This window comes from Paraburkholderia eburnea (assembly GCF_002917095.1).
GTDB classification, from domain to species: Bacteria; Pseudomonadota; Gammaproteobacteria; order Burkholderiales; family Burkholderiaceae; genus Paraburkholderia; species Paraburkholderia eburnea.
Map to the genome: position 1 here is coordinate 491,553 of NZ_PQGA01000001.1, position 15,257 is coordinate 506,809.

The window sequence follows — 15,257 nt, forward strand, 5'->3', positions numbered from 1 at the left end:
TATTCGGGGAAATGCGCCACCTTTCGCTTTCGAATGCCTTTCATGAAGGCCGTTTGAAGCGATATTCGAAGCGATATCCGGTGCTTCCGGTTACGGCAGTTATCGGCCGATCCGGGCCGCTGGTGCAGCCGGCTTGTTCAGCCGGGCCGCTCAGGCGGGTTACTTCGGCGCGGACACCGTGACCAGCGCGGGACGCAGCACGCGCTCGGCGATCACATAGCCCTTTTGCAGCACGGAAACGACGGTATTGGCGTCCTGCTCGGACGGCACCATCGAGATCGCCTGATGGCGGTGCGGATCGAACTTCTCGCCGACCGGGTTGATCGCGACGACCTTGCCCTTCTCCAGCGCGCCGGAGAGCTGCTTGAGCGTGAGTTCGACGCCTTCGTTGACCTTGGCCAGATCGTCCGAGCCGTGCGCGAGCGCGGCTTCGAGGCTGTCCACCACCGGCAGCAGGTGCTCGGCGAAGCTTTCGATCGCGAATTTGTGCGCCTTGGTGACGTCTTCCTGCGCGCGGCGGCGGACGTTTTCCGTCTCGGCCTTGGCGCGCATGAACGCGTCCTGCAGCTCGGCGATCTTCGCCTGGGCTTCGGCGAGCGCGGCGTCCGCGCCTTCCGGTGCCGGGGCAGCAACGCCCTCCTGTTGCTGGGCGCTGGCAGCGGCCTGCGACGCCTCGTCCGCGGGCGTGGGGTTCTGGCTCGTCGGGTTCTCTTGCGTGTTTTCCATGTCGCTGAACGTCGTTGAATAGTAAAAAGGGAACGAAGCGCGGATCATCCGATCCTTCTGCCCGGCGACGCGTTGCGCCAGCGCGACAGATGCTTCTTACATTGCGACAGCACATGGGTGCCGGATCGCATGTTTCAAGGGCTTCGGGGCGCTTTTTTAGACAAAGCTCAAAGCGCCGAAACCGCCGGTTACAACCATTACCGCAGCGCGGAAAGAATCGGATTGAGTGCGTCGCACGGCTGACCTAAACTCAAGAACAGGTGCTGCTCCCGGGGTGTTTACCCGGAGCTTTCGGCACCCCACCGACCCGGCCCTCACGCATCGCAAAATGGGCCATTCGATTGGCCGTTTTGCAGCGATCCCTTGGGGAGTACCGTGAAACTGACCTTTGCCATCTCGGTGGTCGCTCTGGTACTCATCGCCGGAACCACCACCATATGTATGTCGGGCGCCGTGAACGACAACACCACGGAATATGGTGGCGTGCACGCCACGATGGAAGCGCTCTTCAATCCTCACGCGAAAGTTTGTCGATAGTGCGTCGATCGCGCTTGGTCGGCCTGCCGTGCAACGCGGAGGCCGGCTCGCGAAATAGCCTGCGCCGCTCCTGTTCCGCCGCACGCGCGCCGCGCCCCGCTTCGGTTTCCGCGTAAAGCGTCTGCGCGATGCTCGCGGGGCCGCGTGTTTCGCAGATCCCCAGCACATCCACTTCCCAGCGCACGTGATCGATCTCGATTTCGACGCGATCGCCCACCCGCACGTCCTTCGACGCCTTGACCGCCTCGCCGCCGATGCGCACGTGCCCTTTGCCGACGGCATCCGCGGCAAGCGAGCGGGTCTTGAAGAAACGCGCCGCCCAGAGCCATTTGTCGATGCGCAGACGCGCGCCGGGTTCGGTCGAGATCTTGTAGTTCATCGTGACTTCCTGCTGACATTCCTTGCGCCGCGATCAAGCCGATCAGGCCGGCGCACCCGCATGCGCGCTCGCCTGCACCGGCCAGCCTTGCAGGTTCTGCGCGACGATCTCGCCCAGCGCCGCGATCCACGCCGACGCGCTGTTCAGGCACGGAATGCGATGGAATTCCTTGCCGCCGCCGTGCAGGAATTCGTCGCGCACTTCCATGCCGATTTCCTCGATGGTTTCGAGACAGTCCGCCGTAAAACCGGGGCAGAACACATCGGCGCGGCGCACGCCGCCCTGTCCGAGTTCCTTGAGCGTGGGCGCCGTGTAGGGCTGCAACCACTGCGCGCGCCCGAAGCGCGACTGGAACGTCACGCGGCATTCGACCGTCGAGAGACCCAGCGCGTGCATGAGCAGTGACCCAGTCTGCTGACACTGATCGTGGTACGGATCGCCGAGATCGAGCGTGCGGCTCGGCACGCCATGAAAGCTCAGCACGAGGCGGTCGCCGGACGCGAAATCGGGACGGCCATGCGCCTGCCAGTATTGCTGCACCTGCGCCGCGAGCGCGCCGATATAGGCCGGATGGTCATGGTACGAGCGCACCGTGCGGATTTCCGGCTGATTGCGCATGCGCCGCAGTGCAGCAAACGCGGCGTCAAAAGCCGTCGCCGTGGTCGAGGCGGAATACTGCGGATACATCGGCACGAGCAGGATGCGCTCCGCGCCCGAGAGCTTGAGCTGATTGAGGATCGCGGGAATATCGGGCGTGCCGTAGCGCATCGCGTAATCGACGAGCACGGTGTAGTCGTTGATCTGTAGCAGATGGCGCAGGCCATCGGTCTGCTTCTGCGTGTGCACGCGCAGCGGCGAGCCCTCGGGCGTCCAGACCGCAGCATATTTCCTCGCCGACGAGCGGCCGCGCAGCGGCAGGATCAGCGTGCGCAGGATCACCTGCCAGATGGGCGCGGGAATCTCGACCACGCGCGGATCGGACAGAAACTGCGCGAGATAACGCCGCACGGCGCGCGGCGTGGGCGCGTCGGGCGTGCCGAGATTGATGAGCAGCACCGCGACACGATGCGCGACAGCGGACTGCAGGGGCCGCTCGAGGTCGAAACGCATAGGCGATCAGGGGCGCCACGCGCGAGGCGCGGCAACGGTTGCACAAGTGCGCATTATAGCGGTCGGGCCTGCACTGCCCGCGCTGGCCATTCGGCCAATGGCGCGGCGCGCCGCTGCGGGCGATGATGCAGGCAGGCGAGCGGGAAAGCTCAGCCCTGGCTGAGCGTGAGCGAGAGCAGGCGCGCGGTGATGTCGACGATCGGAATCACGCGGTTGTACGCCATGCGGGTCGGGCCGATCACGCCCAGCGTGCCGACGATCTTGCCGTTGACTTCGTACGGGGCGGTCACCACGCTCATTTCCTCGATCGGCACGAGTTGCGACTCGCCGCCGATGAAGATCTGCACGCCCTGGGCATGGCTCGACACGTCCAGCAGTTGCAGCAGGCTGGTCTTCTGGTCGAACACGTCGAAGAGCTTGCGCAGGCGCGCCATGTCGGACGACAGATCGGCCACTTCGAGCAGATTGCGCTCGCCGGAAATGAGCACGTTCTCGCCGGTATCGGATTCCTCGGTGCTGGCGGTCACGGCCGCGTGCATGAGGCTGGTCATGTCGCCGCGCAGGGCGTCGATTTCCTCACGCAAGCGGCGGCGCACGTCGTCGAAGGAGAGACCCGCGAAATGCGCGTTGATGTAATTGGAGGCTTCGATCAGCTCGGAAGGCGTGAAATCGCGCTGGGTCGCCATGATGCGGTTCTGCACGTCGCCTTCGGGCGTCACGATGATCAGCAGGATGCGCTTGTCCGACAGGCGCATGAACTCGATCTGCTTGAACACGTGGCTGCGGCGCGGCGTGAGCACCACGCCCGCGAACTGCGAGAGGTTCGACAGGACGCTGGCCGCCGCCGCCACCACCTTCTGCGGCTCGCCGGGGCGCAGCGTGGTCTTGACCGCGCGCGTGAGCGCGTCCTCGTCGGCGGACGACTCGACGGTCAGCATGGTGTCGACGAACAGACGGTAGCCGCGCGGCGTGGGCACGCGCCCCGCAGAGGTGTGGGGGCTGGAGACCAGCCCCAGTTCCTCCAGGTCGGACATCACGTTGCGGATCGTCGCCGGGCTCAGTTCGAGCCCGGAGTAACGCGACAGCGTGCGCGAGCCGACCGGCTGACCTTCGGCGATGTAGCGCTCGATCAGCGTTTTGAGGAGGGTTTGTGCGCGGGGATCTAGCATGACTGAAAATTCTAGCCTAATGCCGGGTTGGCGGCGAGCGCGCGCGCGGGCACGGGCGGCGGCGCTTCACCTGCGGCTTGACATCCGTGGCGGCAGCGTCGCGGCGTGCATCGGGTTCATCTGCGGGTCACACGGATGTCAACGCGGTGTCACCGGCTTCTGTCCAGGAGCGGCCAGGCCCACGCCCGATGCGGGAGAGCGCGGGCGACAGGTTCTTTTCACGCACTGACTATGGTGTAATGCGGGCATGCAGATCCAGAAGATCCAGAGCCAGTTCAAAACGGTTGCGCTCGTCGGGCGCAGCAATACGCAGGGCATCGGCGAGCCGCTGACGGCGCTCGCCCAGACCATCTCCCAGCGCGGCTTCGACGTCGTGTTCGAAGCGCAGACCGCCCAGGAGATCGGCGTAAGCGGCTATCCCACGCTCCAGCCCGCCGAAATCGGCGCGCGCGCGGACGTGGCCGTGGTGCTCGGCGGCGACGGCACGATGCTGGGCATCGGCCGCCAGCTCGCGCCCTACCGCACGCCGCTCATCGGCATCAACCACGGCCGTCTGGGCTTCATCACCGACATCCCGTTCTCCCACATGCAGGAGATCGTGCCGCAACTGCTCGCGGGCAGCTTCGAGCGCGAGGAGCGCTCGCTGCTCGAATCGCGCATCATGCGCGACGGCGACCCGATCTACCATGCGCTCGCCTTCAACGACGTGGTCGTGAACCGCAGCGGCTTCTCCGGCATGGCGGAACTGCGCGTCCATGTGGATGGCCGCTTCATGTACAACCAGCGCTCGGACGGCCTGATCGTCGCGACGCCCACGGGCTCGACCGCCTATGCGCTGTCGTCGCAAGGGCCGATCCTGCATCCGCAGCTGCAAGGCATCGTGCTCGTGCCGATCGCGCCGCACGCGCTCTCGAACCGCCCGATCGTGCTGCCCGACGACTGCAAGGTGAGCATCCAGATCGTCGCGGGCCGCGACGTCAACGTGAATTTCGACATGCAGTCGTTCACGGCGGTCGAACTCAACGACGTGATCGAGGTGCGCCGCTCGCGCCATACGGTGCCCTTCCTGCATCCGGTCGGCTACAGCTATTACCGGACGCTGCGCCAGAAGCTGCACTGGAACGAGCCGCCCGCGCTGCAAAACCTGTCGCCCGATCCGCACGACTGACGCACGACTGACGCACGGATGGAGACGCGGGACGCGCCGGCCGCACCCGCGACCATTCAATTCAAGCAACGAACCATCGAACCGGCGCCATCGCCATCCGCCAGATTCAAGACGCCATGCTCCGTCATCTCTCGATTCGCGACTTCGTGATCGTCGCCGCGCTCGACCTCGAATTCGACAGCGGCTTCACCGTGTTTTCCGGTGAGACCGGCGCCGGCAAGTCGATCCTGATCGACGCCCTCGCGCTCACGCTGGGCGCGCGCGCCGATGCGGGCGTGGTGCGCGCGGGCGAGAGCCGCGCCGACATCACCGCCGAATTCGATGCGCCGCCGCACGTCGCGTCCTGGCTCGAAGAGCAGGCGCTCGCCAACAGCGACGCCGAGAACGGCGTGATCCTGCGCCGCGTGGTCGACAGCAGCGGGCGCTCACGCGCCTTCATCAACGGCACGCCGGCGACGCTCGCCCAGTTGCGCGATATCGGCGAGCGGCTTGTCGACATTCACGGTCAGCACGCGCATCAATTGCTGATGCGCCCGGACGCCCAGCGCGAACTGTTCGACACGCACGCGGGCCTGCTCGATCTGGCCGCACGCGTCACGCGCGCCTGGCGCGACGCGCGCGATGCGCGCTATGCCGTGCAGACCGCGCAATCGCGCGATCGCGAACTGCAGCTCGAACGCGAGCGCCTCGCCTGGCAACTCGCCGAACTCGACAAGCTCGCGCCGCAGCCCGGCGAATGGGAAGAAGTGAGCGCCGAGCACACGCGGCTGTCGAATTCGGCGAACCTGATCGAGGGCGTGCAAGGCGCGCTCGCGGCGCTCTCCGAATCCGACGAGGCGATGATTTCGCATCTGAATTCGATCGTCTCGAAACTGCGCGATCTTGCCGAAGTCGATGGCGCGCTCGGCGACGCGCTCGCCGCGCTCGAACCGGCCGCGATCCAGCTTCAGGAAGCCGCCTACTCGCTTTCGCACTATGCGCAGCGGCTCGAACTCGATCCGAACCGGCTGGCCCAGGTCGAAAAGCGTCTCGACGCGCTGCATTCGGCGTCGCGCAAATTCCGCCTGCAACCGGAAGCGCTGCCCACCGAGCACGCCTCGCGCCGCCAGCAACTGGCGCTGCTCGATGCCGCGTCCGATCTCGACGCGCTGCGCGCCGCCGCCGACAAGGCGCACGAAGCCTATCTCGTCGAAGCGCGTCAGCTTTCCAGGGCGCGCGCGGGCGCGGCGCAAGCGCTCGGCGCGGCGGTCACACAGGGTATGCAGGAATTGTCGATGGCGGGCGGCAGCTTCGAAGTCGCACTGGTGCCGCTGGGCGGCAACAGCGGCAACGGCGAGCCGATCGGCGGCGCGCACGGTCTGGAGCAGATCGAATTCCGCGTCGCGGGTCACGCCGGCGTGCCGCTGCGCCCGCTCGCGAAGATCGCCTCGGGCGGCGAACTGGCGCGTATCAGCCTGGCGCTCGCGGTGATCGCAAGCGCCGCGAGCCCCACGCCCACGCTGATCTTCGACGAAGTGGACACGGGTATCGGCGGCGGCGTCGCGGAGGTGGTCGGACGCCTGCTGCATCAGCTCGGGCGCTCGCGCCAGGTGTTGTGCGTCACGCACTTGCCGCAGGTCGCGGCGCGCGGCGATCAGCATATGCAGGTGGCGAAAGCCGGCGACGGCAATGGCGGCACGGTCTCGGCGGTGACGCCGCTCGACAAATCAGGCCGCGTCGAGGAAGTCGCGCGTATGCTCGGCGGCCTGGAAATCACCGCGACCACGAGGCGGCATGCTAAGGAGATGTTGGCGGCTTGAAGCGGGTCAATCCTGCCCGAATACAGCGCGGCGTCAGTCCGAATTTGGGTCTATATTTGGACCTGCCGTCACAAGGAGCCGATATGAAACCCAGCCAGGTCAAGCCGATCAGCTATTTGAAGAGCCACGCAGCGGAAGTCGTGCGCGAAATCAGCGAAAGCGGCGAGCCGATGCTGATCACCCAGAACGGCGAAGCCAAAGTCGTGGTCCAGGACGCCCAGGCCTACGAAGACACGCAGCAAACCCTGGCGTTACTGAAGCTCCTCACGCTGGGACGCAAAGATATCGAAGCCGGTCGCGTCACGCCTGCGAACGAGGTCTTCGCGGAACTGGAGCAACTGGACAAGGATAACGGCCTCGCATGAAGGCCGTTTTTCTGCCCGCTGCGCGCGCGGATCTACATAACGTCCGGCGCTACGTCATTGACCGTTTTGGTGGTGAAACCTGGCGCGAAACGTTCGCGCGAATCCAGCGCGACGTTGCGCAACTCGAAGCGTTTCCCCTCAGCGGCCAGATTCCCGCCGAACTGCTTGAGATCGGCGCTCCTCACTATCGGCAAGTCGTGAGCGGCATGAACCGCATCATTTACGAGATCGACGATCCGATGATCTACATCCACCTGATCGTCGATACGCGCCGGAATCTGAAAGACGTGCTGGAGAAGAGGCTTTTACAGCCCTGAGCCTCACTCCCCGCCGCGCTCCCCAAACACCCGCTTCCACAGCGCCAGCACCACCTCGCGCTCGCCTTCCACGCGCGCCGGATCGACGCGCGCGGTCTCCATCCCGTCCAGCCGCAGTTGATGCTGAAGCTTGCGGTAAAGCCGATACGCCGAACCCACGGCATCGGCTTCCGCCTCGCTCATCAGCCCGAAGCGCGACACCTCGCGCAAAAGCGCGATATTGCCGGTGTTGCGGATCAGCTCCGGGTCCTGCGCCGCGTGCAGCAGCACCCAGTACTGCACCGTGAACTCGATATCGACCATGCCGCCGCGATCGTGCTTGAGATCGAACAGCGCCGTGCGGTTCGGATGGCCGTCCTCCACGCGCTGGCGCATCTCGACGATCTCCTGCGCGAGCGGCGCCGCATCGCGCGGCGTCGTCAGCACCTGCACGCGGATCGCCTCGAAGGCGTTGCCGATGGCCGCGTCGCCCGCCGAAAAGCGCGCGCGCGTGAGCGCCTGATGCTCCCACACCCACGCGGTATTGGCCGCGTCGCCCTCGCGCAGCTGATAGCGCCGGAACGAGTCGAGATCGGTCACGAGCAGGCCCGATTCGCCATTGGGCCGCAGGCGCAGATCGACGTCGAACAGCGTGCCCGCGCCCGTTGCCGTGGTGAGCCAGGTGATGAGGCGGCGCGCGAACGCCGCGTAGATCTCGGCGGCGCGTTCGTCCTCGTCGTCGTAGAGGAAGATGATGTCGAGGTCCGAGGCGTAGCCCAGTTCCTTGCCGCCCAGCTTGCCGTACGCGATCGCGGCGAAGCGCGGCACCTCGCGATGGCGTTTGGCGAAGTGCTTCCAGACGATCTCGATGGTGACGTCGAGCACCGCGTCGGCCAGCTCGGAAAGCCGGTCGCTCACATGCTCCACCGATAGCCGTCCGGCCAGGTCGTTGAGCAGGATGCGGAACACTTCGGCCTGATGCGCGTGGCGCAGCAGATCCATCTGCTGCTCCACATCTGAGGCCGCGGCAAGGCGCGCGCGCAGCAGGCGCGAGAACTCGGGCCAGTCGAACGGCGAGGAAATCGCTTCGTCGTCGAGCAGTTCGTCGAGCAGTTGCGGATGGCGGATCAGATAGCCCGCCGCCCAGCGCGACGCGCCCAGCACCTTGAGCACGCGGTTGAGCGCATCCGGGTATTCGGTGAGCAGCGCCAGATACGCGCCACGCCGGATCACGGCTTCGAGCAGGTCGAACATGCGCGCGAGCGTGTCGCCGCGCCGCTCGCGCGGCTCCATCGTGCGCGCCGCTTCGAGCGCGCGCTTGGCGACGTTGTCGAAGCGCTCGCGGCTCTTCTCGGGCAGGCCCGTGTAACGCGACGATTGCCACAGGCCGCGCAGACGCGCGAGCAGCGGCGCAGGATCGTCGATGCCGAGTTCGGTCAGGCGCGCGAGCAGGTCGCCGTCGGCGCCTTCTTCGCCGAGCGCGCTGCTCCAGACCCACGCGGCCACGCCGTCGTCGGGCGCGCCGCAACCGCTCTCGCCGCCCACCTTGTCGGAGAAAATCTGGTCGAACTGGCGCTCCACCTTCTCGCGATGCGCTTCGAGCACGGCCATCAGCGCCGCGTAATCGGCATAGCCCATCGACTGCGCGAGCGCCGCGCGTTCGGTTTCATCGACGGGCATCGCGTGCGTCTGCGCATCGTCGCGGTATTGCAGGCGGTGTTCGAGTTCGCGCAGGAAGTTGTAGGCGAGCGTGAGGTCGTGGCAGACCTCGGGCGCGATCAGCCCGCGCGCCGCCGCATAGCCGAGCACGGCGAGCGTCGGGCGCACGCGAAAACCCGCGTCCTGACCGCCACGAATCAGCTGGAACACCTGGGCGCTGAATTCGATTTCGCGGATGCCGCCGCGTCCGAGCTTGATGTCGTCGGCCTTGTCGGGGCGCATCATGGCGCGGCGCTGCGCTTCCTGGCGAATCTGCAGATGCAGCGAGCGGATCGCGCTGATCACGCCGAAGTCCAGATAGCGGCGGTAGACGAAGGGCTTCACCAGTGAGTCGAGCTGCGTGGCCAGACGCTGCGCGCTGTCGCTCTCGCTTTCGGAAACCAGCCGCCCCTTGATCCACGCGTAGCGCTCCCACTCGCGGCCCTGCACGTAAAAATACTCTTCGAGCATGCCGAGGCTGCACACGAGCGGCCCCGAGTCGCCGTTCGGGCGCAGGCGCATATCGACGCGAAACACGAAGCCGTCCGCCGTCACGTCCGAGAGCGCGCCGATCAGGCGCTTGCCCACGCGCGTGAAGAAGTCCTGGGTGGCGATGGCCGAACGCTGGGCGCCCGTGGTTTCGCCGTCGTCCTCATAGACGAAGATCAGATCGATGTCCGACGACACATTCAGCTCGCGCCCGCCAAGCTTGCCCATGCCGACCACGCCGAGCGTCAGGCGCTCGCCATTGGGGCCGCGCGGCTCGCCGAACAGCGTTTCGAGATCGGCGCTCACGACCGCCAGCGCGCGCTGGATCGTGACTTCGGCCAGATCGGTCATGGTGCCGGTGACTTCGCCCACATCCGCGCTGCCGGCGAGGTCGCGCTCCATCACCGCGCAGATCACTTCGGCACGCAACTGGCGCAAGGCCTTCTTCAGTTGCTCGTCGGTGAGCGTGAGCGGGGCGCTGGAAGTGCCGGAAATGCTGGGCGTGCCGCTTGCTTGCATGCACAACGCATCGAGACGCGCGACGATGCGCTCGCGCGTGATCGGCGCGGCGGCGAGCGCCGCCACCTCGGCGGCCAGCGCCGCACGGGCGGCATAGACGCGCGCCGCATAGCGCGAATAACTGGAACTCAGGAGAGGAATGTCAGTCATGAAAGCTCTGGCTCTGCGGGTGAATCGACCTGTAATTCTGCAAACGGCGAGGCAAAAAGCGGGGCAAAAAGCGCGGAGCGTGGAAGGCAAGGCAGGCTGGCGGATCGGCATACATCGCGGCAGGTGTGTCGATGGCGGCCATGGCTGACAACACGCGCCTACGCTCTTGATCTGGATGCCGCCAGGCCGTTTTTCCGTGCGCGAGATGCCGTGCGCCGCGCCGCCGCGAGCCATCCCGGCTTCCCCGGATGGCCGTGTCCACGGCCCCGTGTGATACATTTCGTCGTCAGAACGCAACGCTACCATACCCCACCCGCCGCAGCATGTCCGAGCGTAACGATCCCGCCGGCCCGCCTCATACCGGACACGCCAGCCGGGAAAGCGCAGACGCGGGCCCGCAACATCATCACCCGGTACTGCGCCACACGCTGCGCGTACTGGCGTGCATCGCGCTCGTCTTCTACTTTATCGTCGCCGTGCTGCTGCTCGGGCTGCGCTATGTCGTGCTGCCCCACGTGGACGATTTCCGTCCGCGTATCGAGAAGCTCGTCTCCGACAAAATCCACGCCGACTTTCGCATCGGCAAGCTCTCGCCGCACTGGTCGGGCTTCCAGCCCGGCATCGACGTCGCCAACCTGACGATCCGCGACCGCCACGGCAATCTCGCGCTCAACGTGCCGCACGCCACGGCCTCGGTCGCCTGGCGCTCGGCCGTGATTTTCGAGCCGCTGCTCTCCAGCGTCGTGGTCGAGAACCCCGACGTGTCGATTGCGCGCGAGGACGACGGCACGCTCACCGTCGCGGGCGTGCCGGTGCCGAGCGCCCATACCGGCAACGCCACCTTCACGACCTGGCTGATGCGCCAGCAGGCGATCGTGCTGCGCGGCGGCACGCTGCGCTGGCGCGACGCCACGCGCGACGTGCCCGAGCTGCGCCTGTCGAACATCCGCCTCGCAATCCTCAACGACGGCTACGACCACCACATTGCGCTGCAGGCGCCCGCCGAAGGCACCGTGCTGCACGGGCCGCTCGACTTCCGCGCACAGTTCAGGCACGCGCGCTTCGCGCCGGCGGGCAAGCCGAACGCCTGGAGCGGCAGCGCCTATATATCGACTGGCCCCGTCGATCTGCCCACGCTCGCGCGCTACATTCCGCTGCCGATCACAACCTATGCAGGCCGCATCGACAACGCCATCTGGGCGAACTTCGAGGGCGGCCGCATCGTGTCCGCCGACGGCGTGCTCAGCGGCGACGACGTGGCGCTGCGCGTGAAGCCGACCCAGCCGCGCCTCGATCTGCCCGTCGCGAAGTTCAACTGGCGCATGGGCCTCGCGCCCGGCGACTACACGCTGCAACTGCGCGCCTTCCGCGCCGAACTCGGCCAGCCGCCGCTCGACGACGGTACGCCGCTCACGCGCTCGCTCGCCTTCGCCCACCTCGACGCGCATTTCCGCCAGCAGAGCCTGCAAACCGGCCAGTTGATTTCGGTCAGCGGCGATCGCATCGACCTGGGCATCCTCGCTGAATTCATGCGCGGTCTGCCGCTGCCGGGCCGGGTGCAGACCGCGCTCGTGCGCTTCAATCCGCGCGGACTCGTGGCCAACTACGATCTGGCGATGGAGCGCGCCAGGCCCGAATCGGGCGAAGCCGCCGCCGAGCAGCGCACCACCAGCACCGAGCCGCTGCTGCACTACCGCTTCAACGGCGATCTGCAAGGCTTCAGCGTCGCGGCCCAGGAGCCGGGGCCGGGCCTCACGCCGCGCAACCACCCGCGCGCGGGTCTGCCCGGCGTCGAAAACCTCTCGGGGCGCATCGACGCCGACGAGTCGCACGGCACGCTCAAGTTCGATACCGCCGACGCCGCCATCACGCTGCCCGGCGTGTTCGACGATCCGCGCCTGCGCTTTGACCGCCTGTGGGGCGCGGCCAGATGGACCGTGGCCGCGCAGCGTCAGCCGGGCGACCGGATCAAGGCGTTCGACGTCGAGGTGACCGAGCTGGGCGTGCAGAACGCCGACGCGCGCGCGAAGATGACCGCGCACTACCGCAACCCCGGCCACGGACGCGGCGCGCTCGACCTCGTGGCGCACTTCGATCAGGCCCAGGTCAAGGCGATCCCGCGCTATCTGCCGACCAGCATCAGCGAGAAAACGCGCACCTATCTAGGCCACGGACTGCAAGCCGGCCTCTCGAAAGGCGCGACCATCGAAATTCACGGCGATCTCGCCCAGTTCCCCTACTCGCGCGACCCGAGCGCGGGGCAATTCCGCATCGTCGCGCCGTTCGCGAACGGGCGCTTCGACCCGTCGCCGTTCCCGCCCAGGAAGATGCGCAACGGAGCGCCCAACGTCTGGCCGGCGTTCGACGGCATCGACGGGACCTTCAAGCTCGCGGAAAACAAGCTGCGTTTCGACGTGGCGCACGGCCACTACCGCCGCTTCGTGCTGCACGACGTAAGCGGGCGCATCGACGAACTGGGCGTGAAGGGCTCCGATCTCGTGATCGAAGGCGCGGGCCGCGGGCCGCTGGCCGATCTGCTCGATTACGCCGATAACAGCGCGCTCGGCGCGATGTCGAAGCACGCGACGGCCAAGGTGCAGGCGCAGGGACCGGCCACGCTCGCGCTCAAGCTCACGATTCCGCGCAAGCCGAAGCCGAAGGTGGTGGTGGCCGGCGCGATCGGCTTCGAGAACAACACGCTCGCCGCGCATAACGTGCCGCCGCTGTCGGACCTCAACGGCCGGGTGCGCTTCACCAATCGCAGCGCCCAGGTGGATCACCTGACGGGGCGCTTCCTCGGCGGCGATCTGCGCGCCAACGGCGGTATGCGCGAGGATGGGCGCTACGACGTCAACGTCGCGGGCGACGTGGCCGTGGATGCGGCGCGCGGGCTCAACCTGCACGGCACGGCGGCGGCGGTGCTCGGCCGCTTCTCGGGCGCGGCGCCTTACTCGCTCTCCGTGACGGGCACGCGCGGCCATCTGCCCGACGTGAAGGCCAGCTCCGACCTGACCGATCTGGCGATCGACCTGCCCGCGCCGTTCGGCAAGAGCGCCGGCACGCCGATGCCGCTGCGCTTCGCGCTGCAGCCCGGCCCCGGCGTCGATCCGCTTTCGCCTGTGGCGCCGATGTCGGCCAGCGACGCAGCAGCGTTCCAGCATGCCGAACTGACGCTCGGGCCGCTCGCGGCGCGCTACGTGCTGCGACGCAATCCAGGTCATGTGCCCGAAGTCGTGCGCGGTGCGATCGGCATGAACAAGCCCGCCGATCTGCCCTCCGAAGGCGTGACGGCGGCCGTCGACCTGCCCTCTTTCGATGCCGATGCGTGGCGGCGCGTGGCGCAGGAACTGCGCGGCACGGCGGCGGCGAATGCGGCGGCGCCTACCCCCGCTGCTACGGCAAGCGCCCCGGGCGCTGCGCAGACGGCCGCAACCGCCGGTGCGCCTCAAGCCTCACCTCAAGCCGCTTCACAAAACGCGTCACAAAACGCGTCACAAAACGCGTCACAAAACGCCGCGCAAACGATAGCGCCCGCGGGCGCAGCAGCGTCGCCGCTCGCGCCTGGCGGCGCCTTCGCGTCCTACGTGCCGTCGCGCTTCGCGGTCCACGTCGGCACGCTCACGCTGCTCAAGCGCCACTGGGAAAACGTGATCGTCGGCGCGTCGCGCGACGCCAGCCAGTGGCAGGCCAACGTCGCCTCGAACCAGGTCTCCGGCCACGTCTCGTGGAAACCGGGCGCGGTGCCTGGCTCCCCCGGCACGCTGGAGGCGCGCCTGGCACGCCTCGTCGTCCCTGCCGCCACCGAGAACGACCTGCTCGGCCAGGCCGTCTCGCAGCCCGCGCAGAACATGCCGTCGATCGACCTCGTCGTGAACCAGCTGATCGTGCGCGGACGCGATTTCGGCCGCCTGCAGATCAACGCTCACAATTTCGACGAGAACGGCGTGCCGGTCTGGCAGCTCGACACGCTCGACATCGTCAATCCGGCCGGGCACTTCACCGCCACCGAGAACTGGCGCGCGATCGACGACGAATCCGCGCCCGCCGACACGGCCGGCGGCGCCGCGCAGACGCCGCGCCGCACCGCGCTCGACTTCCATCTCGACATCAAGGACGCGGGCGATCTGCTCGAACGCGCAGGCGTCGCGCATGCGATCAAGGGCGGCTCGGGCACGCTCAGCGGCAATCTGGAGTGGCGCGGCGGCCCGAACAAGCTCGACTTCCCGACGCTCAACGGCAGCCTCGCACTCGACCTGCGCCACGGCGAAATTCTCAAGATCCACCAGGGCGTGGCGACGCTGCTGGGCGTGCTGAGCCTGCAAAGCCTCGCGCGCTACGCGAGCATGGACTTCCGCGACGTGATCGGCGAAGGCCTGCCGTTTACGAGCGTCACGGGCAGCGCGCAGATCCAGAACGGCATCGGCCGCACCAACGACTTCAAGCTGGTGACCGCACCGGGCCGCGCGCAGATGACGGGCAGCGTCGACCTCGCGCACGAGACCCAGGACCTGCGTGTGCATGCCGTGCCGACGGTGAGCGCGGGCGCGGGCGTGATCGTCGCGGCGATCATCAATCCGCTGCTGGGGCTGGGCGCGCTGATCGGCGACTTCGCGCTCTCGCACACGGTCGAGACGACCTTCGCGCGCGACTACGCCATCACCGGTTCGTGGGCCAAACCGCACGTCGAGCGACTGCATGGCGATCAGGGTAAGATGGACGCGCAGGTTCCGGCGGCAGCGCATTGAGGTCCAGATCGCCATGTGAGCGTCGATGGGCACGTCCAATGCGCGCTCCCGACACGACTCACGCAGCGCCCAGCTCTGCCGCTGCGGGCCCCACCCTCCGTCCAGAC

The 15,257-nt window shown here is 67.3% G+C and carries 10 protein-coding genes; 5 read left to right on the top strand and 5 right to left on the bottom strand.

Annotated features, from left to right (window positions below; all coding sequences use genetic code 11):
* Positions 1–159: 159 nt before the first annotated feature.
* From grpE to hrcA, 4 genes are all read right to left on the bottom strand, one after another.
* Positions 160–726 carry a nucleotide exchange factor GrpE gene (grpE, locus tag B0G62_RS02195; RefSeq protein WP_103702904.1) on the bottom strand — a complete coding sequence of 189 codons (567 nt, stop codon included), beginning with the start codon at positions 724–726 and terminating at the stop codon, positions 160–162.
* A gap of 508 nt (positions 727–1,234) precedes the next feature.
* A complete protein-coding gene (locus tag B0G62_RS02200; protein ID WP_103702070.1) occupies positions 1,235–1,642 on the bottom strand; it encodes an RNA-binding S4 domain-containing protein in 408 nt (135 codons plus the stop codon).
* Positions 1,643–1,684: 42 nt separating this feature from the next.
* Positions 1,685–2,752, bottom strand: coding sequence for a ferrochelatase (gene hemH / locus B0G62_RS02205; protein ID WP_103702072.1), 1,068 nt, complete (start codon positions 2,750–2,752; stop codon positions 1,685–1,687).
* Positions 2,753–2,901: 149 nt separating this feature from the next.
* Positions 2,902–3,921 (bottom strand): heat-inducible transcriptional repressor HrcA, encoded by a 1,020-nt coding sequence (hrcA, locus tag B0G62_RS02210; RefSeq protein ID WP_103702074.1) that lies wholly within the window; start codon positions 3,919–3,921, stop codon positions 2,902–2,904.
* A 247-nt stretch (positions 3,922–4,168) separates the two neighbouring features.
* Here hrcA and B0G62_RS02215 point away from each other — a divergent pair, with 247 nt between their 5' ends.
* The 4 genes from B0G62_RS02215 to B0G62_RS02230 all read left to right on the top strand — a co-directional run bounded on the left by B0G62_RS02215 (position 4,169) and on the right by B0G62_RS02230 (position 7,570).
* Complete coding sequence (locus tag B0G62_RS02215) at positions 4,169–5,089, top strand: NAD kinase (RefSeq protein WP_103702076.1); 921 nt, start codon at positions 4,169–4,171, stop codon at positions 5,087–5,089.
* 116 nt (positions 5,090–5,205) lie between these two features.
* Positions 5,206–6,888 carry a DNA repair protein RecN gene (gene recN, locus B0G62_RS02220; protein WP_103702078.1) on the top strand — a complete coding sequence of 561 codons (1,683 nt, stop codon included), beginning with the start codon at positions 5,206–5,208 and terminating at the stop codon, positions 6,886–6,888.
* A gap of 83 nt (positions 6,889–6,971) precedes the next feature.
* On the top strand, positions 6,972–7,253 hold the full coding sequence (locus tag B0G62_RS02225) for a type II toxin-antitoxin system Phd/YefM family antitoxin (protein ID WP_103702080.1): 282 nt from the start codon (positions 6,972–6,974) through the stop codon (positions 7,251–7,253).
* On the top strand, positions 7,250–7,570 hold the full coding sequence (locus B0G62_RS02230) for a type II toxin-antitoxin system RelE/ParE family toxin (protein WP_103702082.1): 321 nt from the start codon (positions 7,250–7,252) through the stop codon (positions 7,568–7,570). The genes B0G62_RS02225 and B0G62_RS02230 overlap by 4 nt, the downstream gene beginning before the upstream one ends.
* A 3-nt stretch (positions 7,571–7,573) precedes the next feature.
* Here the strand turns inward: B0G62_RS02230 and glnE are convergent, their stop codons facing one another.
* Positions 7,574–10,405, bottom strand: coding sequence for a bifunctional [glutamate--ammonia ligase]-adenylyl-L-tyrosine phosphorylase/[glutamate--ammonia-ligase] adenylyltransferase (glnE, locus tag B0G62_RS02235; protein ID WP_103702084.1), 2,832 nt, complete (start codon positions 10,403–10,405; stop codon positions 7,574–7,576).
* Between the two features lie 323 nt (positions 10,406–10,728).
* Between glnE and B0G62_RS02240 the strand changes: the two genes are divergently transcribed.
* Positions 10,729–15,150 (top strand): YhdP family phospholipid transporter, encoded by a 4,422-nt coding sequence (locus tag B0G62_RS02240; RefSeq protein WP_103702086.1) that lies wholly within the window; start codon positions 10,729–10,731, stop codon positions 15,148–15,150.
* Positions 15,151–15,257: the final 107 nt, after the last annotated feature.

What these genes read in the sequence shown, in the direction of transcription:
- grpE (WP_103702904.1), bottom strand. Translation starts at nt 726, where the DNA reads ATGGAAAACACGCAAGAGAACCCGACGAGCCAGAACCCCACGCCCGCG.
- B0G62_RS02200 (WP_103702070.1), bottom strand. Translation starts at nt 1,642, where the DNA reads ATGAACTACAAGATCTCGACCGAACCCGGCGCGCGTCTGCGCATCGAC.
- hemH (WP_103702072.1), bottom strand. Translation starts at nt 2,752, where the DNA reads ATGCGTTTCGACCTCGAGCGGCCCCTGCAGTCCGCTGTCGCGCATCGT.
- hrcA (WP_103702074.1), bottom strand. Translation starts at nt 3,921, where the DNA reads ATGCTAGATCCCCGCGCACAAACCCTCCTCAAAACGCTGATCGAGCGC.
- B0G62_RS02215 (WP_103702076.1), top strand. Translation starts at nt 4,169, where the DNA reads ATGCAGATCCAGAAGATCCAGAGCCAGTTCAAAACGGTTGCGCTCGTC.
- recN (WP_103702078.1), top strand. Translation starts at nt 5,206, where the DNA reads ATGCTCCGTCATCTCTCGATTCGCGACTTCGTGATCGTCGCCGCGCTC.
- B0G62_RS02225 (WP_103702080.1), top strand. Translation starts at nt 6,972, where the DNA reads ATGAAACCCAGCCAGGTCAAGCCGATCAGCTATTTGAAGAGCCACGCA.
- B0G62_RS02230 (WP_103702082.1), top strand. Translation starts at nt 7,250, where the DNA reads ATGAAGGCCGTTTTTCTGCCCGCTGCGCGCGCGGATCTACATAACGTC.
- glnE (WP_103702084.1), bottom strand. Translation starts at nt 10,405, where the DNA reads ATGACTGACATTCCTCTCCTGAGTTCCAGTTATTCGCGCTATGCGGCG.
- B0G62_RS02240 (WP_103702086.1), top strand. Translation starts at nt 10,729, where the DNA reads ATGTCCGAGCGTAACGATCCCGCCGGCCCGCCTCATACCGGACACGCC.